Here is a 25,342-nt window from a genome sequence, read left to right as displayed (position 1 = left end):
GATTACCTGAATCCCCCGCAGGTGAGTTCAGCGCCAGCCAGGCTGGCGTAGTGTTGCGCTCTACATACCCTAACAAAGGTTGTAACAGCTTTTCGATTACATCACTCTGGCCTGTAAAGGGCAATTCACTCACAGTAGGTCCTGTCTATGATTGTGATAGGTTACACCGTCAATCATTCACAACAAGCTGATTTTACGCATATTTTCCATCAAAAAGGCTTCTTTACCCTTATTGTCTCCTCCACGCAGGCCTGAATATTCTGACGCCAACAAAAAGCGATAACGCTGTTACAGACATCATTTCATTCATTTGCTAAACAAATAAAAACCTACCACGATAATAATAACAGGCGGTGTTAACCTTAAGAAAAATATGTATCCTATCTATTATAAAAACAAACAAAATTGACATGCAAAATATGTCATACAATATCTTTTATGAGTGACAAACCATACAGTCATGATTTATATTTAGCGGAGTTTCATATATATTTCAGTTTTTCGAACACATGGATTGTGACAATTGGGGAAATGAATACCCCCAAATAATTTATAAAGGATACGTAATGGCAAATCTCTATGACCTGAAAAGATTCGATCTTAACCTGCTGGTTATTTTTGAGTGCATATATCAACATCTTAGCATCAGTAAAGCGGCTGAAATGCTATTTATCACCCCCTCTGCAGTGAGCCAATCGCTGCAGCGGCTACGTACGCAATTAAACGATCCGTTATTCGTCCGCGCCGGAAAAGGGATTACTCCTACCACCATTGCCGTTAATTTACATCAGCATCTGTCAAAAAATCTTAATCAGATAGAACAGACAATTAACATGATGGCAAATGCGGATCTGGATAAAAAGTTCATCATTTACGGTCCACAGCTCTTTTCAACGCCCGAAATTGCCAACTTTATTAATACGCTGCTGGCCGAGCCGGATCTCCAGCTTGAGTATCACGATTACGCCATTCCCAACGATTCGGTAGAAAATCTCCTGCACTACCGCAAGGCGGATATTGTTATTACAACCTCGCAAGTCCAAAACCGCGCGCTGGCATGTGAGAAATTTTACGACACGGAAACCGTGTTAGTCTGCCGGGAAGACCACCCGCGACTGGGAACTCACGCGACAATCGAGGAAATTCTCAAGGAAAGATTCACCTACTACGATGTTGATGATTCGTGGGTAAAACAGTATCAGTACGATAACGAGATATTTCTGGCCGAACGCAATTGCGCGTTTCGCTCATCATCTTTTGTATCCACCATCAATGCGATTTACCAGACCGATTTAATTGGTATCGTGCCCCGCTCTTATTACACTATGTTAAAAGCGTCGCTGCGGCTGAAAGAGATTATTCTTCCTGTTCCACTTCCCAGAATGTCTGTGTATATGTGCTATAACCGTGCATCACTCAACTCAGAATTATTCACCAGGGCAATTAAAAACATCAATATATAATCACAAGATATTAAAATAACACACACACTGTCGAATAAGGAACAAATCCAGAAAAGGAACGGTTTGTGTTCGTGATTATTACTTATATTATTGTATGATGTGAAATTCGCTTAGTAGAACACGTTATCAAGGATGGCGATGTATGCCCATGGTCAAACTCCCGCTGCCACAATCGGTTCTGGAAGCAACCCGGGATCGTATTCTCTGGACATTAGATAACTTTTCTCGCGTTTGCGTTTCGTTTTCCGGCGGTAAAGACTCCACGGTAATGTTGCATTTAACCGCGCAGCTTGCCCGCGAGCGAGGGCTCAAAATTAGCGTCCTGTTCATTGATTGGGAAGCACAATTTTCTTATACCATTAACCATTGTGAGAAATTGCGCGAACAATACCGGGATGTGATTGAGAGCTTTTATTGGGTCGCGCTACCGCTGACCACGCAAAACTCACTGACCCAATTTAATCCGGAATGGCAGTGCTGGGAGCCGGGCGCTAAATGGGTCAGACAACCGCCAGCCGACGCGATTACCGATCCTGCTTTTTTCGCCTTTTATGAACCAGGCATGACGTTTGAACTGTTCGTGCAAAAATTTGCCGAATGGTTCTCCCAGCAGCGTCCGGCGGCGGTGATGGTCGGGATCCGTGCCGACGAATCTTATAACCGCTTTTTGACGATTGCCTCCCAGCGGAAACGTCGCTTTGCCGATGATAAACCCTGGACAACCGTCGCGCCGGGTAACCATGCCTGGTACGTCTACCCTATCTACGACTGGAAAACCGCCGATATCTGGACGTGGTTCGCCAAAACCCAGCAGCCGTATAACCCCCTCTACAATCTGATGTATCAGGCCGGAGTCCCATTGCGCTACATGCGTATCTGTGAACCCTTTGGCCCAGAGCAGCGCCAGGGGCTCTGGCTCTATCACGTACTGGAACCGGATCGTTGGGCCGATATGTGTCAGCGGGTCAGCGGCGTACACAGCGGTGGCGTGTATGCCGGGCAGGACAACCAGTTTTACGGCCACCGTAAGCTCGAGAAGCCAGCCAACCACAGCTGGCGCAGCTACGCGCATTTTCTGCTTTACAGCATGCCGGAAACCACCGCCGACCATTATCGCAACAAAATTGCCGTCTACCTTCACTGGTATCAAAAGCAGGGTTGGGAAGACATTCCTGACGAACAGGAAAAAGATCTGGGCTCGAAGGACATCCCATCATGGCGAAGAATATGCAAAGTACTGTTAAACAATGACTATTGGTGCCGGATGCTCTCCTTCAGCCCCACCAAAGCGAATCACTACCAGCGCTATCGCGCGCGTATGGAACAAAAGCGTCAGCAATGGGGAATCTTATGCGACAAACACTAATTAATCAGCTGCATGACTACCTGCAAAGCCTCGCACCGGATGACAAAATCGATGCCATTAACCAGTTCCGTCAGGCCTTACACGCTGAAAGCCCGTTTAAAGATCAGCCTATCGACTGCGTGCTGTGGGTGAAAGAAGAGCAAATTACCCCAAACGACTACAACCCGAATAATATGGCGCCGCAGGAAAAACGTTTGCTGACCAAATCACTGGAGGCCGACGGTTTCACCCAACCTATCGTAGTCGTTGAGAAAAAAGATCGTCATTACGAAATCGTCGACGGCTTCCATCGCCACCAGCTGTCACAGTCCAAAGCCACGCTGAAAAAGCGTTTTCACGGCTACCTGCCCATCACCCAGCTGGAAAAGTGCGACGATTCGCTCCCCTCACGCATGGCCGCCACCGTGCGCCATAACCGCGCACGCGGGCGACACCAGATTAGCGCCATGTCCGATATCGTGCGTGAACTGAGCCAGCTTGGCTGGAGCGATGAAAAGATGGGCCAGGAACTGGGCATGGATGCCGACGAAATTCTGCGCCTGAAGCAGATTAACGGCCTGTGCGAAATGTTTGGCAATCGCCAGTTCTCACAGGCCTGGACGGTGAAATAGCTACAATCGGCAAAGACGCTCGGCGGCGGCCAGCAGCGTCGTCTCCTGCTTGGCAAAGCACAGACGTATCAGCTTATGCGGGAACGGCGCGGCGCAAAAGACCGACAGCGGAATCGCCGCCACGCCCACCTCCGTGGTTAACCACCGGCAGAAGCTCACATCATCCTGATCGGAGATCGCGCTGTAGTCCGCCAGCAGGAAGTAGGTGCCTTCACACGGCAGCAGCTTCAGGCGGCTCTGGCTAAGAGCATCAATAAACAGGTCACGTCGCGCCTGATAAAATTCCGGCAGTTGGCGGTAGTGCTCCGGTTCCGCGCGCAGCATATCCGCCAGCGCCAGCTGTGCTGGCGTGTTCACCGCGAAGGTCAGATATTGATGCACTTTCCGCAGTTCCGCACTGACAGGCGCTGGCGCTACGCAGTAACCCACCTTCCAACCGGTCATATGATAGGTTTTACCAAACGACGACACCGCAACCGCCCGTTCGCGAAGCGCCGGATGCGCCAGCACGCTGGCGTGTCCATCTTTTGCAAAGCAGATATGCTCATACACTTCATCGCTGAGCACATAAATTTCACGTTCGGCGATAGCCTGCCACAGAGCCTCAAAATCCGCCGCCTGCCAGACGGTGGCTGACGGATTATGCGGCGTATTGAGGATCACCAGACGCGTTTTCTCGCTCAGTTGCGCGGCAAAATCCTGCCAGTTCACGCGAAAATACGGCGGCTGTAGTGCGATACGTTTCACCACGCCGCCGGACAGTTCCACCGCCGGCGCATAGCTATCGTAGCTCGGGTCAAAACAAATCACCTCGTCACCGTCGCGCACCAGCGCGGTAATGGCGGCATACAGCGCTTCCGTGGCCCCTGCTGTCACCGTAATGTCGCTGTTAACATCCGGCGTGTAACCATACAGCGCGGTGGTTTTCTCGGCGATCGCTTCTCGCAACGCCAGCGCGCCGGTCATCGGTGCGTACTGATTCGCGCCGCTCGCCACGTGATGCGCGAGCCGCTGTTGCAGATACGCTGGGCCGTCAAAATCGGGAAAACCCTGAGACAAGTTGATAGCCTGATGCTGCTGCGCCAGGGCGCTCATCTGGGTGAAAATAGTGGTGCCGAGGTTGGGGAGTTTGCTCTGGGGGATGAGTTGCGTTGTTGTCATTCGTCGTCTGCCGCTCGTAAACCGATGTCAAATGACTATAACACGGCCAACGAGCTTGGCAATCAAGACGTTTAGATGTCTAAAGCTTTTTAACAGCACTTTGCTCCGCCCTTCCCGCCGTAGCGCGCATCCTGGCGGTCGCGGAAAAACGCTTCGTAGGTCATTGGCGTCTGGTCCGGGTGGTTAACGCGCATATGCTCAACGTAGTTGTCGTAATCCGGCACGCCAATCATCATTTTAGCCGCCTGACCGAGATATTTTCCGGCTTTTGAGAGCGTATCAAACATCGTTTTTGTCCTTATCAGATTAACCCGGCGTCGCCATGCTCGGCCGGGTTACAGATGACATTAATGCGCGCGTTTCGCCTGAGCAACCAGGTTTTCCGCATCCGCAGGCATCGGCTCATACGGCGTTTCTTTTGCCGTCGGTTTGTCCTCTTTCAGCGCCGCCAGCGCGGTTTTCAGCGAGAACAGCGCCAACACGACGACCACCACCATAAAGAAGATGGTCAGACCGGCATCAAGACGGTTGTTAAACACCAACTGCGCCAGCTGCGACTCGGTGTACTGCGGCGGAATGTTACCGCTGTCGATCATCGCCTGGAACTTATTGGCAATTGCCAGGAAGCCCACGCGCGTATCCTCGCTGAACGATTTCTGCCAGCCCGCCACCAGCGTACACACCAGCAGCCACGACGTCGGCACCAGCGCAACCCACGCGTAGCGTTGGCGTTTCATCTTGAACAGTACCACCGCGCACAGCATCAGCGCCATACCCGCCAGCATCTGGTTGGCGATACCAAACAGCGGCCACAGAGTGTTGATACCGCCCAGCGGATCCACCACGCCCTGATGAAGGAAGTAACCCCAGGCCAGCACGCACAGCGCCGTCGCCAGCAGGTTAGCCGGCAGCGAATCGGTGCGTTTCAGCCCCGGATTGATCACCCCCAGCAGGTCTTGCAGCATAAAGCGCGCCGCACGGGTACCGGCATCCACCGCCGTCAGGATAAACAGCGCTTCAAACAGAATCGCAAAGTGATACCAGAACGACACATCCATCAGCCCGCCCAGCGCACCGTGGAGAATATAGGCCATCCCCACCGCCAGAGTCGGCGCGCCGCCCGCGCGGGAGATAATGGATTGTTCCCCCACCTCGTTGGCAATCTGATGTAGCAGATCAGGCGTTACCGCGAAGCCCCAGGAGCTCACGACCTGCGCTGCCGAAGCCACCACGTCTGCGGTTCCTGCCGGTGCCAGCATCGCCATCGGGCTGTTCATCGCAAAATAGACGCCCGGGTCGATAATACAGGCGGAAACCAGCGCCATAATCGCCACGAAGGATTCCATCAACATCCCGCCGTAGCCAATAAAGCAGGCCTGGTTTTCGTTGGCCAGCATCTTCGGCGTGGTGCCGGAAGCGATCAGCGCGTGGAAGCCAGACACCGCGCCACAGGCGATGGTGATAAACAGGAACGGGAACAAATCGCCGGTCCAGACCGGGCCGGTGCCGTCGACAAACTTGGTCAGGGCAGGCATGGTAAGGGTAGGACGCATAATCAGAATACCGATCGCCAGGCCGACGATGGTACCGATTTTCAGGAAGGTCGAGAGGTAGTCACGCGGTGCCAGCAGCAACCATACCGGCAGCACCGAGGCCACAAAACCGTAACCCACCAGCATCCAGGTTAACTGCACGCCGGTATAGTCAAACCACGGAGCCCAGGTTTCGCTCTCGGCCACCCAGCCGCCGGAAATAATGGCAAAGACCAGCAGCACCAGGCCAATCACCGACACCTCGCCAATGCGCCCCGGGCGCAGATAGCGAATGTAAATCCCCATAAACAGCGCCAGTGGAATGGTAAAGGCCACGGTGTAAGTCCCCCACGGGCTGTGGGTCAGCGCTTTCACCACGATCATCGCCAGCACCGCCAGAATGATCACCATGATCATAAAGGTGGCAATCAGCGCAATGACCCCTGCCGTCGGCCCCATCTCCTCTTTTACCAGTTCCCCCAGCGAACGTCCGTCGCGACGGGTGGAGACGAACAGCACCATAAAGTCCTGAACCGCACCAGCCAACACCACCCCGGCCAGCAGCCAGATCATGCCCGGCAGATAGCCCATCTGCGCCGCCAGTACCGGGCCGACCAACGGACCGGCCCCGGCAATCGCCGCAAAGTGGTGACCAAACAGCACTTTCTTATCCGTTGGCACATAATCAAGACCGTCGTTATGCCGCACCGATGGCGTCATACGGGTTGGGTCAACCTGCAGCACATTTTTGGCGATATACAGGCCGTAGAAACGGTAGGCGATAAGATAAACACAGACCGCCGCGACGACTATCCACAGCGCGTTTATCTGTTCCCCCCTATTGAGGGCGATATAGCCAAGGGCAAAGGCTCCGACAATGGAGAGCAATGCCCATATAAGGTATTTCCCTGAATTGTTCATAGTTATTGTCCGTATCAGTAGCAGAGGATGTTACATTTTGTGTCCGTAGCAACACGTATGATTTAACAACCTTGAAACCAATCTGAACAGGAACAGAACCCGACATTTACATCACATTGTTAACGGGATCACTTAAGTCAGAAAAACGGATGAGTGCTAGAGGGGGAAATTGAGATGAATACGGCTACGACAAGACGGAATGTAGGCCGGATAAGCGAAGCGCCATCCGGCAATGTACGGCATCGTGCCGGATGGCGCTTCGCTTATCCGGCCCATTATCCGCAAAATATTAAGCTACCCCAGCACCGCCGTCCCCAGCCGGCAGGTACAGCAACGCCGCCCCTGCTCGTCAAAAACGACAATTTCCCAGCTCTGGCTCTGCCGTCCCAGGTGCAAAGGCTGACACACTGCTCGCACCTGTCCTTGCGATACCGGGCGATGGTGGGAAGCATTCAGCTCGGTGCCCACCACGCACTGACCCTCGCGAGTCATCAGAAAACCGGCCATCGAGCCTAGCGTCTCCGCCAGTGCCGCCGACGCGCCGCCGTGCAGCAGTCCAAAAGGCTGATGGGTACGGCTATCCACCGGCATCACCGCTTCCAGGCTATCGTCACCGATATGGGTATAGATAATCCCTAAATGCGCCACCAGGGTGTTATCACTGGTCGCGTTCAGCTCATCAAGCGTTAAATGGCGTTTCCAGATCATCCTATGCCCCCAGCGTCGAACCGCCGTCCACCACGATATCCTGCAACGTAATATGGCTGGCGCTGCGGGAGGCGAGGAACAGAATGGTACTGGCAATTTCCTGCGGACGGGCAATTTTGCCCAGCGGAATGCCCAGCTTAAACTGCTCGGCAAACCCGCGGATACGTTGCTGCTCCGCATCGTCACTGACCCACAGCGTACGTTGCATGTCGGTATCAGTCGAACCCGGTGAGACGATATTACAGCGCACCCCCGCGCTCGCCAGCTCTAACCCCACGGTCAGCGCCAGGCTTTTCAGCGCCGCCTTGGAGGCACCGTAGGCGCTCATGCCGATGCGCGGCGTGTGTGCGGCGTCCGACGCCACGGTGACAATCGCCCCGCCCTGCTGACGGCGAAACTGCGCCATCGTATTCTGGAATAAATTAAACGCACCGCCGACGTTGACCGCAAAGGTCTGCTGCCAGTCAGCCAGACTAAGCGCATCCGTCGCCCCCATGCGCAAAATCCCCGCCGCGTTCACCAGCACATCCAGACGCTCAGTGCCAGCCAACAGGCGTTCACACACCTGCTCCACCTGCTGCGCATCGGCCACATCCAGCACCTCGGTCGCAAACGGGTAATCTGCGCCGTCGAAGGCTAAATCGAAGCCCGTCACCTGCGCGCCGGCTTCCACGAAGGCCAGCGCGGTGCTATAGCCAATGCCTTTCCCTGCCCCGGTCACCCACACGGTCTGGCCGCGAAAATCGAAGCCAGCCATTATTTCACCTCACGGGAAAGCAGCGCCCACCAGGCGTCAATGCTCGGATTTTTCGCCAGCATCACGAAGTCGATGTCACCGTGTACTTTACGCCAGCGTGCCGCCAGCGCCATCATGCGTACGGAGTCGAGCCCGTAATCAATCAGGTTATCGTCGTCGAACGGCTCGTCAGACTCATCCAGCAGCGGCAGCACCAACGCGCGTAGCGCCTCTTTGCTGGCAGGAACCGAGGGCAGCAATTCGTCGGTCATCACCACGCGACCGCTGCGCCCGGCGACATATTTCAGCGACATCAGATGCTCATCGCGGCTGAAGTCCGCCAGCGCGTCGGCGACGAAGAAAGGCTTAATATCGCGCATAAAGGCGTCGGTGGCGGTGGTCATACAGCCGATGTGCGCGTACACGCCGGTGATGATCAACTGGTTACGGCCAGTCTCTTTGAGCATCTGCTCCAGCGGCGAGCGATGGAAAGCGCTGTAGCGCCACTTCACCAGCACGGTGTCCTGGTCGTCCGGCGCCAGCGCGGCAATCACTCGCTGCTGCTCCGGCGAGCGGGTCAGGCCCGGCCCCCACATGTCGTTAAGCAGTGCGCGGTCCTCGTCGCTCTGCTCTTTTGGCTGCGCGGTGTAATAGACCGGAATTCCATTTTTCTTGCAGAAATCGCGCAGTGCGGCAATGTTGGCCACCACCGTGTCCATCATTTCGCTGTCTTCACCCCAGAAGTTGAGGAAATACTCCTGCATATCGTGAATCAGCAGCGCCGCACGCGCGGGTTCAAACGCCCAGCTCACCTTGTTTTCAGGGATGTCCATCGCGGTTGGCAGCGCGTAGCCCTGCAGTTTTGGAATTGCCATGTTGTTCTCTCCTTCAGGCCTGTGAGCGGCTGGCCAGCCACTGACGCAATTGTTTTTTATCCACTTTGCCGACGTGGGTCAGCGGCAGTTCATCCACGCACTCCACGCGATCCGGCAGCTTAAATTCAGCCACGCCCTGTTCACGCAGGAAGCGACGGACCTGCACCGCGCGCAGCGGTTCTTTCACCACCAGATACGCGCAGCTTTTCTCGCCCAGCAGGGTGTCTTCCATGCTGACCAGCGCCGCATGGACCACCGCCTCATGACGCAGCAGCAGGTTTTCAATCTCTTCCGCGGCAATCTTCTCGCCGCCGCGGTTAATCTGATCTTTTTCACGCCCCTGCACGGTGATGTAACCCTCCTCATCAATCGAGATCAGGTCGCCGGAACAGTAGAAACCGTCAGCATCAAACGCGCTGGCGTTATGCTGAGGACTTTTGTAGTAGCCGCGGAAGGTGTAAGGGCCGCGCGTCATCAGGCGCCCCACTTCACCGCGAGGCAGCGGGTTACCCTCTTCGTCCGCCACCCACACTTCATCGTCAGGGCACATCGGGTACCCCTGAGTGTTGAGGATTTTTTCTGGCGTATCATCAAGACGGGTGTAGTTCACCAGCCCTTCCGCCATGCCGAAAACCTGCTGGAGCTGGCAGCCAATCTCTGCCGGAATCCGCGCAGCCAGCGTGGCGGACAGGCGTGCGCCGCCCACCTGCAGCAACGTCAGCGAACGTAGCTGAGCGTTACCGGCCCCCTCGGCAATCGCCTGTAGCCACAGGCTGACCGCCGGGGGTACCAGCGCCGCGACGTTCACCTGGTGTTTTTCTATCAGCGGGAAGCACAGCGTCGCGCTCGGGTCCGCCGCCAGCACCACCGTTCCTCCCGCCAGGAACACGCCCAGCGCGCCTGGTGAACTCATGGCGTAGTTGTGCGCCGACGGAATAGCACACAGATAGCGCGTCGCCGCATCAAAGCGACACACTTCATTACTGCGGCGAATACTGTAGTAATAGTCGTTATGGGTGCGAGGGATAAGCTTCGGCGTGCCGGTACTGCCGCCGGAAAGCTGAAAAAAGGCCACCTCATCCGCGGCGGTCGGCGTCGGCGTGAAGCCCATCGCCGGGCGAGCTATCGCCGCTTCCAGCGCGTGTTCCCCTTCACCATTGCGTAGCAGTACGACGCGTAAAGCACGGTGCTGCGCGCAGAAATGATTGAGGAAGGTCTCATCAGCAAACAGCGCGTGACCGCGATCGGCAATCAGGGCTGCGGGGGATATCTGCTCGGCGTAGGCATTCAGCTCACTACGCTGATGGCTGAACAGCGCGTTAACTGGCGCAACGCCAATCTTCAACAATGCAAATAAGGTGATATAAAACTCGACGATATTGCCCAGCTGCACCAGCGCCGTTTCACCGCGCTTCAGCCCCTGGCTTTGCAGCGTCGCGGCCAGATTGTCGATGGCCTGATTCAGCGCGCGATAGCTTATCTGACGTTCGCCGTCGATAACCGCAATCGCATCACTTTCGGCATGACGCGTCACCATGTCGGTGAGCAGCAGATCCTGCCAGTAGCCTTTTTCACGATAGCGCGCCGCAAGCGCATCCGGCCAGCGGGTAAATTCTACGGTCATTCTGATTCCTTAATGCAGGCCGAACACGTTCAGCATGGTCGAGAGTTTGACGCCGGTTTCGCGCCATTCGGACTCCGGCGATGAAGCGGGCACGATGCCCGCGCCGGCGAACAGGCGCACGCGATTGGCCTTCACGCGCGCGCAGCGAATCGTCACCACCCACTCGCCGTTCCCTTCGGCATCACACCAGCCCACAATGCCGCCAAACAGCTCGCGGTCAAACGGTTCCAGTTCAGCAATCACCTGTTTCGCCGCCTGATGCGGGAAACCGCTCAACGCTGGCGTCGGGTGCAGCAGGCAAGCCAGCGTCAGGGCGTTTTCCGCCGCTTTCGCCTGCCCTTCAATCGGCGTCGCCAGATGCCACAGCGTTGGCGTGGTAATCAGCTGCGGCGTCTGCGGCAACGTCAGTTGCAGGCTGCGCGGCGCCAGCGTACGTTGCATCGACTGGGTCACCAGCTCGTGTTCATGGCGGTCTTTTTCCGATGCCAGCAGACGGTTACCCGCTTCACGATCCAGCAGGTCATCCGGCTGACGACGCGCCGATCCAGCCAGCGGCAGCGAACTGAAACGATCGCCCTCTTTACGCAGTAGCAGTTCCGGGCTCGCCCCCAGCAGCACCCCACCGTCCGGCAGCGGGACATGGAAGTTAAAGCTTGCCGGGTTTTGCGCGACCAGTCGTTCCAGCAGCACGCCGCTGTCCAGCGACTGCCCGGCGGTAATATCAATCAGCCGGGAGAGCACCACCTTATCGACCTGCGGGGTCGCCGTCAGCGCCGCCGCGCGGGCAACCATATCGAGGAAAACGGGGTGTTGCGGAATTTCCTGACGCTCGGTCACCCGCATCGGTTCGCGAGACGCGTGGTAGCGCGAGGTGTGCTGTTTTACGGTGCGTGAGAAGGACTCACAGCGCTCAGGAATGAACAACGCAGACGGCTGGCGGGTATCAAACGGAATCGCCCCCACCATCACCGGATTGGCGATCCCGGCGGCTTTGGCTGCGGCGAACGCCGAGGCTAAACCTTGCTGAAAGGCGCTATCGGGCGCATCGCCCCCTTCTGCGGGGCAGGTAAAGCGCTGGAAGCAACCCGAGGTCGTAAAACTGCGGAACGGCGACATAAAGAAAAAGCGGTCGGCCGAAAGCGTGGCCCGATGCTGCTGTTCTTGTTCATCCGCAGTCAGTGACGTTTCCATATCATCCTCCAAAAAACGATAAAGATATTACGAATAATTATCATTTATATTTTGGTTTGGTAACCTAAAAGTAAACGCTTCATATGTCAACAGCGCAACGCAGCATCTTGTGCTTAATCGCGATGTCGCCGCCCCAATATGGCGCTTGCAACAGTTCAGCGCCGGGCTTGCATCCGGGGCGGACAATAGTTGAAAATGAGAAGCATTAACTAACTGCAACCGGGATGCATTTCTGTGAAACTCTCCGCTTTATGGCGCACCGCCGCGCTGATCGCTGGCTTCAGCGTTTTAGGACTCTCCTCAGCGCAGGCCGCCGACTGGCCGCGCCAGGTCACCGACAGCCATGGCGTACACACGCTGGAACAAAAACCCACGCGTATTGTATCCACCAGCGTCACCCTCACCGGCTCGCTGCTGGCCATTGACGCGCCGGTGATCGCCAGCGGCGCCACCACCCCCAATAACCGGGTAGCCGATGCTCAGGGTTTCCTGCGCCAATGGGGCGACGTCGCCAAAGCCCGTAAAGTGACCCGCCTGTATATCGGTGAACCCAGCGCTGAAGCGGTGGCTGCGCAGATGCCAGATTTGATTCTGATTAGCGCCACCGGCGGCGACTCGGCGCTGGCGCTGTACGATCAGCTCTCCACCATCGCTCCCACGCTTATCATCAACTACGACGATAAAAGCTGGCAGGCGCTGCTGACCCAACTGGGCGGGATTACCGGCAACGAGCAGCAGGCGGCGGCGCGTATTGCCGAATTTGATAAACAGCTGGCGACGGTGAAGCAGCAAATTAAACTGCCGCCGCAGCCGGTCAGCGCGCTGGTGTACACCGCAGCAGCCCATAGCGCTAACCTGTGGACCAGCGAATCCGCACAGGGGCAGTTCCTGCAGCAGCTTGGCTTTACCCTCGCGACATTGCCGCCTGGTCTGCATGCCAGCCAGAGTCAGGGTAAACGCCACGACATCATCCAGCTTGGCGGTGAGAGCCTGGCTTCCGGCCTGAACGGCGAAAGCCTGTTCCTGTTTGCCGGTGACGAGAAAGACGCCGACGCGATTTACGCCAACCCGCTGCTGGCGCATCTTCCGGCCGTCAAAAATAAACACGTTTATGCGCTGGGCAGCGAGACGTTCCGCCTTGATTACTACAGTGCAACGCGGGTGTTAGCACGCCTGGCGGCGCTGTTTGGCTAAACGCCACTCCGGCATCATCCGATGCCGGATTTTACCTCATCAACATCACGCCAAACCTCATCGCTCCTGATGTTGTGTTGTGATTAGCCATTGTCATTACGCTACCGGATTATTTGCTCACGCCACTTACGGCGACGCCTTTACACCGAGAGGAGATGAACATGGCGAAGAGTAAATTGATCCAAAACGATACACTGACCGAAACCAGTAATGCGGCCGATGGTTTTAACCCCGCAACCGAAGACAGCATGCTGAGCTACACCTCCGCGCGTGTGGCCAAACCGGTCTACAACGAATACAGCGCCAACGCGGCCAAACCGAAAGTCTTCGGCTACTTCACCGACTGGTCTCAGTATGATTCTCGTCTGCAGTCAATTGATACGCCCCTGGAGCGCGGCCGTGGCTATGATGTCACCAACGTCTCCCCGCTGGCCTATGACAAAATCATCGCGGGTTTTGTCGGTATCGTCGGTTTTCATAAAATGGACGGTCAGGAGCGTGATGTCGTGGCGGAAGCCGCGGAACTGTGCGGCAAAGTGAAATACGAACCGACCTTCCTCGACCCATGGGGCGATTTCCAGAGCTACATCAACGTGGGCTATGATGTGAGCGGTTGGGATGTTGACCCGAAAACCGTGACCCAGGCTAATACCAAAGGCTTCCTCGGCGCGCTGCGCGATCTGCAGGCCAAAGCAAAATCGCTGGGCCATAACCTTGAGCTCTCCATGAGCATCGGCGGCTGGACCATGAGCAACGGCTTCCATGAAACCGCCGCCAGCGATGCCTCGCGTAAAATCTTCGCCAAAGGTCTGGTGAAGCTGTTCAAGCAGTTCCCGATGTTCAGCGGCGTCGATCTCGACTGGGAATACCCGAACGTTGAAGCGGCTGGCAACCCGTACGGCGAAGAAGACGGCGCGAACTTTGCGCTGCTGATTGCCGAAGTTCGCAAGCAGCTGGATGCCGCTAACCGCAAAGACGTCAAAATTTCGATTGCGGCTTCCGCCGTCATTGAAAAACTGCAGTTTATCGACCTCAACACGATGATGAATGCCGGTATGGATTACATTAACGTCATGAGCTACGACTTCTTCGGCACCCCGTGGGCGGAAACGCTGGCGCACCACACTAACCTGAAGGCCACCACGCCGGGCGGCTGGTCAGTGGAAACCATCGTTGACTATCTGCTGGAGCAAGGCTTCCCGGCTGAACGTATCAACATTGGCTACGCAGGCTACACCCGAAACAGCCGGAATACCGAAATCACCAGTTTCTCACCGCTGGAAGGCTCCTACATGCCTGGCGGCGGCACCACGACCGGCACCTTTGAGTCCGGCACCAGCGAATGGTACGACGTGATGTACAACTACCTGGATCTGGAAAACCAGAAAGGTCGCAACGGCTTCAACGTCTATACCGACCAGGTTTCCAACGCGGATTATCTGTATAACCCGCAGTCCAAACTGTTTATGTCTTTGGATACCCCGCGCACCATTAAAGCCAAGGGCGAATATGCGGCAAATTTGGGACTAGGCGGCGTCTTTACCTGGACGGTGGACCATGATAACGGCGTGCTGGTTAACGCTGTACGCGAAGGTCTGGGTTATGAAATCAGCAAGCAAGTCATCGACATGGAACCGTTCTATTTCGAAGGCATCAACATCACTCAAGCGGATGAAGAAGCGCAGGACACACCGGTAAAACCGGAAATCAACCATGCGCCAAACGCGCTGATTGAACTGATGATCGTCGGCGGCTCGCGCATTCGTCTCTCCGGCGCAAAATCCTCTGATGAAGATAGCGACATGCTGAGCTACAGCTGGGGTGTACCGTCGGATATTGTTGTCGATGATAAAACTACGGCTGACATTGAGTTTGATGTCCCCAACGTGGAAACGGAGACAACATACACCTTCACGCTGTTTGTGCGTGATATCTGGGGCGAACCATCCAGCCAGCAGCGCTTTGTCCTCTCGGTCGTTCCCGCGCCGTCAAAAGCACAGCCTGACGAAGAAGAAGAGGACGATGCCGGGTACGATTCTGACGATGATAACGCGGAGACGGACGAGACGCCGGAAGAGAAGATCGATGCCGATGAAAATGCGCCGTACCCGTGGTGGGACGCCAGTACCATTTATGGCGCAACCTGGGGCGCTTTCGAAACCGTGAGCTGGAAAGGACATAACTATCAGGTCAAGTGGTGGTGCTGCGGTCAGCAGCCGGATCTTAACTGTTCGCAGGGCGACGTCTGGATCGACCTTGGCGCTTATTAACGCTAACCAGCATGATAGCGGGCTCCGGAGCAATCCGGAGCCTTTACGCTTATGTTTTTTCTGCCGGGAGTGGTCGCTGGAAACAACGCAGTTCCCTCAACAATCCCAGTAGCATCACCCCAACAATCGCCAGCCCCCAGCCGCTTACGCTTGCCGACGCCACCGGCGTCAACACTGCCCCCAACCCACCGAGCAGCGCCGCGCCAATCGCGTCGCCAGTGACGTTCTGCGCAGTCCACAGCCCGTTAATCCGCCCCAGCATCGCCTCCGGCGTCTGGGTCTGAATCAAGGTATATTGCAGCAGCGAGCTGATCGCGCTCAGCCAGCCGAACAACGCCAGGCACACGAAGCCCAGCGTCCAGTGCGGCATCATGGCGAACAGGCCAATGGCGACAAATGCGCCGACGGTAGCCAACAGCATGATCCAGCCGGGTCGCTCGTTCTGCGCCAGCCTGCCGCTGGTTAACGCGCCGAAGGCCGCCCCCAGCGGGATCGCCGCGTACAACAAGCCAATCTGCGCTGCCGACATCTGCCAGCCCAGCGCCAGCGCCGGATAAAGCACGCGTACCGCGCTCGCCATGGTGAGCAACCCGCCCAGCAGCGCGATGCCGCCAATCAGCGGGCTACCGAGCAAGAAGCGGAACCCGGCCGCCAGCGATGACAATGGATGTTCGCGCGGTTGCGGTGGCGGTGGCAACTGCGGTAAACGCAGCAGCGTCAGCGTGGTGATAAAGGTGCCGAGCGCCGCCAGCAGGTAGTTCCACGACACGCCGCCGGAAGCCAGCAGCAGGCCGCCGACCATCGGTGAAATCACCGAGCCCAAGCGCACCGTCAGCATGGTAATCGCCCCGGCCTGCATCAGGTTTTCGCGCCCCACCAGCGCCGGCGTCGCCGCCAGCAGCGCCGTAACGCCAAGCGAGGCAAAGAAACCATCCCACAGCCCCAGCAGGTAGATAGCCAATAGCGACGGCTCCGGCAGCAGCGCGTTTAGCCACAGGCCGATAAAACCGACGCCGCAGGTGCCGCGCGCCAGCAAAATCAGTTTGCGGCGCTCATAGCGGTCAGCCAGCACGCCCCCCACCATCAGCCCAACGAACATCGCCCCGCCGGTGAGCGTCACCGACAGCCCCACCTGCCAGGTGGAGTGGGTCATCATCTGGATTTGCACCGGAACGGCGACCCCAAGCAGGCCAAGCGACAAAATGGAGATAAAGCGGGCAATAAAGACGGCGCGGAAGGCCGGATGTGTTTTTAGCAGGCTCAGATTCAGCAGCCAGGATTGTCGGTTCATTACAAGACCTTGAGCTTTTTTTTCGTACCCTTTTCGAGGTCGCTCATGCTAACATAAACGAATAAGATAGATAACGATAATCACTATCATTATCAAATCAGGGATGTTGCTATGTCGTTTTCCACCGCCGCGTTGCGCGCCGTTGCGCTGCCCGGTCTGCTATTGCTGCTGGTTCTCGCTGCGACGCTAAGCTTGTTGATCGGCGCGACGCCACTGCCGGTTTCCGTTGTCGTCGATGCGCTGAGCGGCACCTGCCACAGCGCCGATTGCACTATCGTTCTCGATGCCCGTCTGCCGCGCACCCTCGCTGGCCTGCTGGCCGGTGGCGCGCTGGGCCTTGCCGGCGCGCTCATGCAAACCCTCACCCGCAACCCGCTGGCCGACCCCGGCATTCTTGGCGTTAACGCCGGCGCCAGCTTTGCCATCGTGCTGGGCGCGGCGCTGTTGGGTATTACCTCGCCACAGGAACAGCTGGCGATGGCCTTTTGCGGCGCGCTGGTGGCGTCACTGATCGTGGCGTTCACCGGTAGCCAGGGCGGCGGCCAGCTCAGCCCGGTACGCTTAACGCTGGCGGGCGTTGCGCTGGCTGCGGTGCTGGAAGGGTTCTCCAGCGGTATCGCCCTGCTCAACCAGGACGTCTACGATCAACTTCGCTTCTGGCAGGCCGGTTCACTGGATATCCGTACGCTGCAAACGCTCAAAACGGTGCTGATTCCGGTGCTGGTTGCCGGCGCGGTGGCGCTGATGATGAGCCGCTCGCTGAACAGTTTGAGCCTGGGCACCGATACCGCCACCGCGCTCGGCAGTAAAGTGGCGCGCACGCAAATTCTGGGGCTGCTGGTGATTACCATCCTCTGCGCCAGCGCGACCTCGGTGGTCGGCCCTATCGCCTTTATCGGTCTGATGATGCCGCATATCGCCCGCTGGCTGGTGGGCTCGGATCACCGCTGGTCGCTGCCGGTCACCCTGCTGGCAACCCCGTCGCTGCTGCTGTTCGCCGATATTGCGGGCCGCCTGCTGGTTCCCGGCGAACTGCGCGTGTCGGTGGTCAGCGCTTTTATCGGCGCGCCGGTGCTGATTTTCCTCGTCCGCCGTAAATCTTCCGGAGGTGGCCGATGAACGCCCCTTCCCGTCGTCTGCTCGCCAGCTGCCTGCTGCTGGTCATTGGCTGTTTACTGCTAACGCTCCTGAGTCTACGCAGCGGCGCAGTGACGCTGGAATTTTCCCAGGTCTTCAGCGCGTTATTCGGCGACGCGCCGCGCGCCGTCGCCATGGTGGTGACCGAATGGCGTCTGCCACGGGTGCTGATGGCGCTGTTGATCGGCGCCGCGCTGGGCGTCAGCGGCGCGATTTTTCAGTCGTTGATGCGTAACCCGCTGGGTAGCCCGGACGTGATGGGCTTTAACACCGGGGCATGGAGCGGCGTACTGGTAGCGCTGGTCTTCTTCGGCCAGAACCTGACCACCATTACTCTCGCCGCGATGGCAGGCGGCATTGCCACCTCGCTGCTGGTGTGGGCGCTGGCGTGGCGCAATGGTATCGAAACCTTCCGCCTGATTATTATCGGCATCGGCATCCGCGCGATGCTGATGGCCTTCAACACCTGGCTGCTGCTGCGCGCCTCGCTGGAAACCGCCGTCTCTGCGGGGCTGTGGTTTGCCGGGTCGCTCAACGGCCTGACCTGGGCCAAAATCTGGCCCGCCGCACCGCTGATGATTGTCGCGCTGGCCTGTGCGGCACTGCTGGTGCGCCGCCTGCGTCTGCTGGAGATGGGCGATGACAGCGCCTGCGCGTTGGGGGTGCGTGTCGAATATTCTCGCCTGCTGCTGATGCTGGTCGCCGTGGTGCTCACCGCCGCCGCCACCGCGCTGGCCGGGCCGATTTCCTTTATTGCGCTGGTCGCTCCGCATATCGCCCGCCGCCTGAGCGGCACCGTGCGCTGGGGATTGACCCAAGCCGCGCTCTGTGGGGCGCTGCTGCTCACCGCCGCCGATTTCTGCGCACAACAACTGTTCTTGCCTTACCAGCTTCAGGTGGGCGTGGTGACCGTCAGTCTTGGCGGTATCTATCTCATCGTGCTGCTTATTCAGGAGTCTCGTAAAAAATGACCGATACCGTCGCCCGTTTGCGCGGCGAGGCGTTAACCCTCGCCTACGGTAAAAAAACCATCGCCGAGTCGCTGAATGTCACCATTCCGGACGGTCATTTCACCGCCATTATCGGCCCTAACGGCTGCGGTAAATCGACGCTGCTGCGCACGCTCAGCCGCCTGATGACGCCGACTCACGGTCACGTCTATCTCGACGGCGAAGAGATTCAGCGCTATGCCAGTAAAGAGGTGGCGCGACGTATCGGTCTGCTGGCGCAAAACGCCACCACGCCCAGCGATATTTCAGTACAGGAACTGGTAGCGCGAGGGCGCTATCCGCACCAGCCGCTATTTACCCGCTGGCGGCAGGAAGATGAGGATGCCGTCCAGCGCGCGATGCAGGCGACCGGGATCGTTGAACTGGCGAATCAGAGCGTGGACACCCTCTCCGGCGGCCAGCGTCAGCGTGCATGGATTGCGATGGTGCTGGCGCAGGATACCGCGATTATGCTGCTCGACGAGCCGACCACCTGGCTGGATATCAGCCATCAGATTGATTTGCTGGAACTGTTAAGCGAGCTAAACCGCGAACGCGGTTTTACGCTCGCTGCCGTGCTGCATGATTTAAACCAGGCATGCCGCTACGCTACGCACCTGATTGCGCTGCGCGAAGGGAAAATCGTCGCCGAAGGCGCGCCGCAAGAAATTGTGACGGCGGAATTGATTGAAGCGGTGTACGGGCTACGCTGCATGATCATTGACGATCCTGTGGCCCATACGCCGCTGGTGGTGCCGCTGGGGCGGCGGTAGCGCTTACTCCCTCTCCCTTTCAGGGAGAGGGCCGGGGTGAGGGTACATCGCGCACATTTCCCCTCACCCTAACCCTCTCCCCAAAGGGGCGAGGGGATCAAACCGAACGCGCTTTCCGGACAGAGAAAAACCGAATCCCTACCCCAATATCTCCCGGATCACCGGCCCTATCGTCTCAAACGCCGCGGGCGTGATGATATCCACGTGCGCGCAGTCCTGGCTGTAAACCTCCAGTTCCCCCACCCATGGCCCCCATGCCGTCTGCGGGTCCGCCTGCCGGGTTTTCTCCGCCACAAACAGCGTCGCTTTCCCGTCGAACGTGGCGCTGTGCGCGGTGGTCAGCAGCCGTACCGCATCGGCATAGTTGCCTTCAATCGCGCTGAACAGCGCGCTGGACCCTTGCCCCTGCTGCGCGGCGAGAAATGCTTCGCGTTCGCGGTTTATCTCCGCCAATACAGCCGGGTCGAGGCCGTTAGCCTCTTTTTCCGCCCAGTTTTGTGTCTCCGGCGGCCAGGTATCCAGCAGGCCGAGGAACGCCACCGTTTCACCGCGCTGGCGTAACCGGGCGGCGATGCCCTGCGCCAGCGTCCCACCGAGGGAATAGCCCAGCAGATAGTACGGCCCGTGTGGCTGCTGCGCCAAAAGCGTCGCCAGATGCTGCTCGCAGACTTCGTCCAGCGTCTGCGCCGTTTGCATTGGCCCTTCCGGGCGCGGCGACTGAATGCCGGTGATTGACCAGCGCGGCGACAGATAGCGCGACAGCACGCTGAACTGCCAGGCGAAGCCCGATGCAGGATGGAAGCAGTACAACGTCGGACCGTCGCCAGTGCGCAGCGGCAGCAGCGGCTCATAGCCCAGACGCATTACCTGCTCCTCATCGTCGCTCTCCAGCAACGCACTCAGTTTAGCCACCGTCGAGGAGACCATCACCTGCCCCGGCGTCACCTGACGCCCGCTACGCTGGCTGAGTATTGCCGCCAGGCGCATCGCCAGCAGCGAGTGTCCGCCGAGGACGAAGAAATCGGCGTCGATATCCAGAATTTCGCAGCCTAACAGCTGGCTGAACGCCTCGGCCACCTGCGTCTCTGTCGCCGACTGCGGCGCACGCCCGGCGGTTTTCTGCGTCAGCGACGGCAACGGCAGCGCCTTGCGATCCAACTTACCGTTGGCGCTGAGCGGCAGCGCGCTAAGCTGCAGCAACACCACCGGCACCATATGCGGCGGCAGACGATCGCGCAATTGCGCCAGCAGCGCATCGGTATCCAGCGGCAGACCCGAAGTCGAGACCACATAGCCCACCAGTTGACGCGCATCGCCGCCGGTGGCAGCGGCCTGGTTAATAACGCAGGCGTGAGTGACCGCGTGCTCCACGTCTTCCAGCGTCTGCATCACCCGATCGATTTCACCCAGCTCAATGCGCTGGCCGCGAATTTTCAGCTGATCGTCGCTGCGGCCTAAATACTCCACCGCACCGCTATCCAGCCAACGCGCCACATCGCCGGTGCGATACATACGCTCGCCGGGAGCAAACGGGTCGGCGATAAAGCGGCTGGCGGTCAGGTCCGGACGCCCCAGATAGCCCTGCGCCAGTTGAATGCCGGTGAGATAGAGATCGCCTGCGACGCCAAACGGCACCGGGCGCATCATCGCATCGAGGATGCGCAGCCCGGTATTCCACACCGGGAAACCAATCGGCACGCTGTTGCCCGTTACCGCCGCCAGCGCTTCGCCATAGGCCGGGTACCAGCTCACATCAACGGCGGCTTCCGTCGGCCCATAAAGGTTGTGCAGCGGCACGTGAGTGAGCACTTCCCATTCCCGGCACAGCGCGGTCGGCAGCGCTTCACCGCTGCAAAAGACCCGTTGCAGCGAACAGCAGCTGGCCGCGGTTTCCTGCGTCAGTGAGGCGACAAACGCCGCCAGCATCGACGGCACGAAGTGGGTCGTGGTGACGCCATATTGCGCAAAGAAGCGCTGCATCGCCAGCGGGTCACGATGCGCCTCCGGCTCGGCCATCACCAGGCTCGCTCCGGCGATAAACGGCCACCAGAACTCCCACACCGAGACATCAAAACTGCACGGCGTTTTCTGCGCCACCACGTCGGCGGCGGTCAGCGGATAGTGGTTCTGCATCCACAGCAGGCGGTTAACAATCGCCTCATGACCCACCATGACCCCTTTCGGGCGACCGGTCGAGCCGGAGGTAAAGATGATATAAGCGGTCTGTTCCGGCGTCGCCAGCGCTAACGGCTGGTCATCGCTCGTCGCCAGCGGCGCGTTCAGGCACAGGCTGGAGATATTTGGGAAACGGTGTAACTGATCGTCGGCGGTGATCAGCAGCGATGGCCGCGCGTCTTCCAGCATCATCTGCAGGCGGTCGTCGGGATAACCGGTGTCCAGCGGCAGCCAGGCGGCACCGGCCTCGACGATGGCGTGCAGCGCCAGCGTCAGGAAGACGGAACGCGGCAACGCCACGGCCACACTGTCGCCGGGCTTCACGCCGCGCTGACGCAACACGTTTGCCAGTGCCACTACCTGTTGGCGCATTTCGCGGTAGGTAAAGCGGTAATGGGCGTCAACCAGCGCCACGGCATCCGGCGTTTTTGCCGCCTGAGCGGCAACCAGCGAACTCAGCGTTTCACGCGGTAGCGTTTTACCCGTAGCGTTAATCTGCGCCAGACGATGATATTCATTACCGGAAAGCAGCTCGGCGTCGGCACAGCTTAAGGCTGGATTATCAGCAAACTGCTGCAATAATGCGGTTAAACGCGCGATATGTTGCTGCAAAGTCGCTTTATCATAACGTTGCTGATTCGCCAGCACTTCCAGCGTCAGGCCGCCCTCTTCATCCGGGAACAACGCCAGCTCAAGATCGTTCACCGGACCGGTCGCCAGCGTATGGGTGATGGCCGTCACGTCGTCGAAAGCCAGACGATAATCGAACATTTTGACGTTAAATACCGGGCCGAACAGCGCTTCATCACCGGCGGCTTTACCCGCATCACGGACAATCTGCTCGGCGTCGTAGCGCTGATGGCGACGCATTTTTTTCAGCTGTGCTGAGAGACGTATCGCCAGCTCGGCCAGCGTCTCCTGCCCATTGAGGGTGACCGCCAGCGGCAGCACGTTCAGCACCGGGCCCGTGGCAGTTAACGCCGCGGAACCCAGGCGGCGCATAAAAATAAATCCTGCGGCGTATTCACTGCGCCCGCACAGACGTCCCAGCCACAGCGCCGTTAGCGCCAGCGCCAGATCGGCTGGCTGGCAGTTCGGCTCAGCCGCGCTCAGGCGGCTAAACGCTCGGCGATCGGCGGTCAGCTTTAATCGCCAGATGGCACTGCTTTGCGCCCGCCCCGGCAGCGGCGCGGGTGAGAGTGAAGCGGGAGACGGCAGCGCTTTTCGCTGCTCGGCCCAGAAGGTTTTATCACGTAAGTACGCGTCGCTCTCGCGATAGCGCTGATATTCCTCCACCACTTCCGCAAACGGCGTGAACGCCGGTTCGGGCATCGCGTCACCGCGCTGCCAGGCCTGGTAAATGAGGCTTATCTGGCGGGTAATGGCCGGGAAGCTGAAACCGTCGACCAGCAGGTGGTGATAACGCTGATACCAGAACCAGCGCTTGTCGCCCACCCGGTAAAGGCGGTGGCAAAACAGCGGATTGCCGCTGTCGACGCGGCTGTTTTGCGCCAGGTCGGCCTGCATCCGCGTCAGCGCTTCCTGCGGCGGGTCGTCAAACGTACGTAAATCGTCGATCGGCGGTTCGGCGATAACCAGGCTGTCGTCAACCCACTGCCACACTTCACCGTTATCTTCGCCAAAGCGCAAACGCAGCGTATCGGCCTGCATCATGCCAGCGGCAATTGCCCGCGCCAGCAGCTCGCCGTCTATTTCACCTTGTAATTCAACGTAATGCGCCACGCCCCAGGCGTTTGGCAGCGTCGAGAGCGCCTCCGCCATCCAGATACCCGGCTGGGCGGCAATCAGCGGTAAACGCGGGCTCATGGGCGGCCTCCGGTGGTGGCAAAATGGTCGGGGGTTAGCGTGGTCCAGTGCGCGCTTAACCAGGCGTTGCACGCCTCAAGCGGCTGCGGTTGGCAGACCACCGTCCAGCCCGCGGGTAGCGTGCACTGCTGAGGCCAAAGGCTAAACTGTCGCTGCGGGTTTTGCAGAAGGTAAAACAGCCCTTGCGCCACATCGAAGGGGTTACTGACTTGCATACCAAACTCCTGTCGTTAATCGCGCTCGCGGCCCCATAGGGTCATCAGCCCGGCGGTCAGCCCGCCGCGCCAGCAAAGCGCATCATGTCCGCCGTCAACCTGACGCCAGAAAATCGGCAGCTGCGTGTGCTGTAATTGGGCAAAAAGCGCCTGATTGGCGCGAAAAATGAGCGGCTCACGAACACCGGCTTCGAGCACGATGCGTAACCCCTGAGGCTGAACTTCGCCGCGCTGAAGCTGTTGCAGAATCAGGCCGCTCTGGTGTCCTCCGCGGTGCGGCCACCAGTAAGAACCGGACTGGCTTAGCACGCAGCCAAATCGCGCCGGCCAGTGTAAGGCGGCGTACAGCGCCGACAGGCCGCCAAAACTCTGGCCAGCCACCACGGTGCGATCGGCACGTTCGCTGAAGGGCGCAATCGCCTGCACCTGCGGTAGCAGCTCTTGCTGTACCGCCAGCCAGAAGTCAGGGTTACACGGCAGCTCGATGCTGCGATGGGCGTTGTCGATGACATCAATCAACAGGTACACCGCCGGAGGCAGTTTGCCTTCGTCGGTTAACGCGGTCAGCGCGGGCCATACCGGCATACTTTCAGCCCAGAACTGGCCGTCGAGCAGCACCGCCAGCGGACGCTCTTCGTTACCCGCATCGCCGGTGGAAAAAATCCATGCCCGGCGCCGGTTACCCAGCCGTTCGCTGTGCCAGGTGATGCACTGCGGCGGGTTCCAGCGCGCGGCGGGCGCTGACCAGCCAGGCTGCTCCGGCGCCTGCGGCATCTCCAGCGCCGACACCGCGTGGCCGCGCCCGCCCTTCCAGCTCTGCGGATTAAGCGGGTCGGCGATCGCCTGCGGCAGCACCTTGCGCCAGCCTTCACGCAGCAGCATGCGGTCCGGTTCGGGTGTCGTGAAAATATCCGGGGAAAAATCATCTTCGCGCGCTGACGGCGCGAAGCAGTAGCTGCCGCGCCAGGTCGACGGCAGCGAGGTAGTCCAGCACCACGCATCGGTGTGGTCAATGCGTCGCAGGGTTTGCGGCACCGAGTTGTGGTGGTGATCGGTGACGCCGGTAATGTAAATCCACACCCGCCGAATCGGCGAAGTGGCCTCGCTTCCCGCCGGATCGCGCCACCAGAACGTCACCTGACATTCACCGTCAACACATTGATACTGTGGCCCTTTTATCGTCGCCCACCAGGCTTCACTTCCTGTCGCTAACTTCCCCACCACGTTAACCCCATGTTTATTGTGGAATTTATTGTTACAGCCTAAAATTTATTGATAATATT

20 protein-coding genes are annotated in these 25,342 nt (G+C 58.5%); 8 read left to right on the top strand and 12 right to left on the bottom strand.

The window, feature by feature from the left end; all coding sequences use genetic code 11:
- Positions 1-566: 566 nt before the first annotated feature.
- The 3 genes from citR to ACW14G_RS06635 all read left to right on the top strand — a co-directional run bounded on the left by citR (position 567) and on the right by ACW14G_RS06635 (position 3,440).
- A complete protein-coding gene (gene citR / locus ACW14G_RS06645) occupies positions 567-1,463 on the top strand; it encodes a DNA-binding transcriptional repressor CitR (protein ID WP_419057476.1) in 897 nt (298 codons plus the stop codon).
- Positions 1,464-1,605: 142 nt separating this feature from the next.
- Positions 1,606-2,829, top strand: coding sequence for a phosphoadenosine phosphosulfate reductase (locus ACW14G_RS06640; protein ID WP_163447677.1), 1,224 nt, complete (start codon positions 1,606-1,608; stop codon positions 2,827-2,829).
- The gene (locus tag ACW14G_RS06635) at positions 2,814-3,440 is read left to right on the top strand and encodes an IbrB-like domain-containing protein (protein WP_167576414.1); all 627 of its coding nucleotides are present in this window, start codon (positions 2,814-2,816) and stop codon (positions 3,438-3,440) included. Before ACW14G_RS06640 ends, ACW14G_RS06635 begins: the two co-directional genes overlap by 16 nt.
- On the opposite strand, the gene ACW14G_RS06630 is transcribed toward ACW14G_RS06635, so the two are convergent.
- The 8 genes from ACW14G_RS06630 to entC form a co-directional block, all read right to left on the bottom strand.
- On the bottom strand, positions 3,441-4,601 hold the full coding sequence (locus tag ACW14G_RS06630; protein WP_249022166.1) for a pyridoxal phosphate-dependent aminotransferase: 1,161 nt from the start codon (positions 4,599-4,601) through the stop codon (positions 3,441-3,443).
- 89 nt (positions 4,602-4,690) lie between these two features.
- Positions 4,691-4,888: a YbdD/YjiX family protein gene (locus ACW14G_RS06625; RefSeq protein ID WP_014169079.1), complete on the bottom strand. Its 198-nt coding sequence runs from the start codon at positions 4,886-4,888 to the stop codon at positions 4,691-4,693.
- 60 nt (positions 4,889-4,948) lie between these two features.
- Positions 4,949-7,054: a pyruvate/proton symporter CstA gene (gene cstA, locus ACW14G_RS06620; RefSeq protein ID WP_163447680.1), complete on the bottom strand. Its 2,106-nt coding sequence runs from the start codon at positions 7,052-7,054 to the stop codon at positions 4,949-4,951.
- A 294-nt stretch (positions 7,055-7,348) separates the two neighbouring features.
- Positions 7,349-7,762 carry a proofreading thioesterase EntH gene (entH, locus tag ACW14G_RS06615; RefSeq protein ID WP_064548199.1) on the bottom strand — a complete coding sequence of 138 codons (414 nt, stop codon included), beginning with the start codon at positions 7,760-7,762 and terminating at the stop codon, positions 7,349-7,351.
- 1 nt (position 7,763) lies between these two features.
- Entirely contained in the window at positions 7,764-8,519 is a 756-nt protein-coding gene (entA, locus tag ACW14G_RS06610) for a 2,3-dihydro-2,3-dihydroxybenzoate dehydrogenase EntA (RefSeq protein ID WP_249022167.1), read from the bottom strand.
- The gene (locus ACW14G_RS06605; RefSeq protein ID WP_163447684.1) at positions 8,519-9,373 is read right to left on the bottom strand and encodes an isochorismatase; all 855 of its coding nucleotides are present in this window, start codon (positions 9,371-9,373) and stop codon (positions 8,519-8,521) included. The genes entA and ACW14G_RS06605 overlap by 1 nt, the downstream gene beginning before the upstream one ends.
- A gap of 13 nt (positions 9,374-9,386) precedes the next feature.
- Entirely contained in the window at positions 9,387-10,997 is a 1,611-nt protein-coding gene (gene entE, locus ACW14G_RS06600) for a (2,3-dihydroxybenzoyl)adenylate synthase EntE (protein WP_249022168.1), read from the bottom strand.
- Positions 10,998-11,006: 9 nt separating this feature from the next.
- Positions 11,007-12,188 carry an isochorismate synthase EntC gene (entC, locus tag ACW14G_RS06595; RefSeq protein WP_249022169.1) on the bottom strand — a complete coding sequence of 394 codons (1,182 nt, stop codon included), beginning with the start codon at positions 12,186-12,188 and terminating at the stop codon, positions 11,007-11,009.
- Between the two features lie 234 nt (positions 12,189-12,422).
- On the opposite strand from entC, the gene fepB reads away from it, so the two are divergent.
- Both fepB and ACW14G_RS06585 read left to right on the top strand, forming a co-directional pair.
- Positions 12,423-13,382: a Fe2+-enterobactin ABC transporter substrate-binding protein gene (gene fepB / locus ACW14G_RS06590; protein ID WP_223804095.1), complete on the top strand. Its 960-nt coding sequence runs from the start codon at positions 12,423-12,425 to the stop codon at positions 13,380-13,382.
- A gap of 161 nt (positions 13,383-13,543) precedes the next feature.
- Positions 13,544-15,652, top strand: coding sequence for a glycosyl hydrolase family 18 protein (locus ACW14G_RS06585; RefSeq protein WP_249022170.1), 2,109 nt, complete (start codon positions 13,544-13,546; stop codon positions 15,650-15,652).
- A 49-nt stretch (positions 15,653-15,701) separates the two neighbouring features.
- Here ACW14G_RS06585 and entS read toward each other — a convergent pair whose 3' ends face one another.
- Positions 15,702-16,943 (bottom strand): enterobactin transporter EntS, encoded by a 1,242-nt coding sequence (entS, locus tag ACW14G_RS06580; protein ID WP_163447689.1) that lies wholly within the window; start codon positions 16,941-16,943, stop codon positions 15,702-15,704.
- Between the two features lie 111 nt (positions 16,944-17,054).
- Here entS and fepD point away from each other — a divergent pair, with 111 nt between their 5' ends.
- From fepD to fepC, 3 genes are read left to right on the top strand one after another with little or no spacing between them, the layout of a single operon-like run.
- Positions 17,055-18,062, top strand: a complete 1,008-nt coding sequence (fepD, locus tag ACW14G_RS06575; RefSeq protein WP_249022171.1) for a Fe(3+)-siderophore ABC transporter permease — start codon at positions 17,055-17,057, stop codon at positions 18,060-18,062.
- On the top strand, positions 18,059-19,051 hold the full coding sequence (gene fepG / locus ACW14G_RS06570) for an iron-enterobactin ABC transporter permease (RefSeq protein ID WP_223804091.1): 993 nt from the start codon (positions 18,059-18,061) through the stop codon (positions 19,049-19,051). The genes fepD and fepG overlap by 4 nt, the downstream gene beginning before the upstream one ends.
- A complete protein-coding gene (gene fepC / locus ACW14G_RS06565) occupies positions 19,048-19,842 on the top strand; it encodes an iron-enterobactin ABC transporter ATP-binding protein (protein ID WP_065355488.1) in 795 nt (264 codons plus the stop codon). Before fepG ends, fepC begins: the two co-directional genes overlap by 4 nt.
- 138 nt (positions 19,843-19,980) lie before the next feature.
- Here the strand turns inward: fepC and entF are convergent, their stop codons facing one another.
- The 3 genes from entF to fes are packed head-to-tail and all read right to left on the bottom strand — an operon-like array spanning position 19,981 to position 25,280.
- Positions 19,981-23,844: an enterobactin non-ribosomal peptide synthetase EntF gene (gene entF, locus ACW14G_RS06560; RefSeq protein WP_249022172.1), complete on the bottom strand. Its 3,864-nt coding sequence runs from the start codon at positions 23,842-23,844 to the stop codon at positions 19,981-19,983.
- A complete protein-coding gene (locus ACW14G_RS06555) occupies positions 23,841-24,059 on the bottom strand; it encodes an MbtH family protein (protein WP_163447694.1) in 219 nt (72 codons plus the stop codon). Before ACW14G_RS06555 ends, entF begins: the two co-directional genes overlap by 4 nt.
- Positions 24,060-24,074: 15 nt before the next feature.
- Complete coding sequence (gene fes, locus ACW14G_RS06550) at positions 24,075-25,280, bottom strand: enterochelin esterase (RefSeq protein ID WP_249023349.1); 1,206 nt, start codon at positions 25,278-25,280, stop codon at positions 24,075-24,077.
- Positions 25,281-25,342: the final 62 nt, after the last annotated feature.

Source organism: Kluyvera sp., assembly GCF_965301105.1.
The sequence above is the reverse complement of the archived record's forward strand: the minus strand, read 5'-3'. Positions and strand labels throughout refer to the sequence as shown.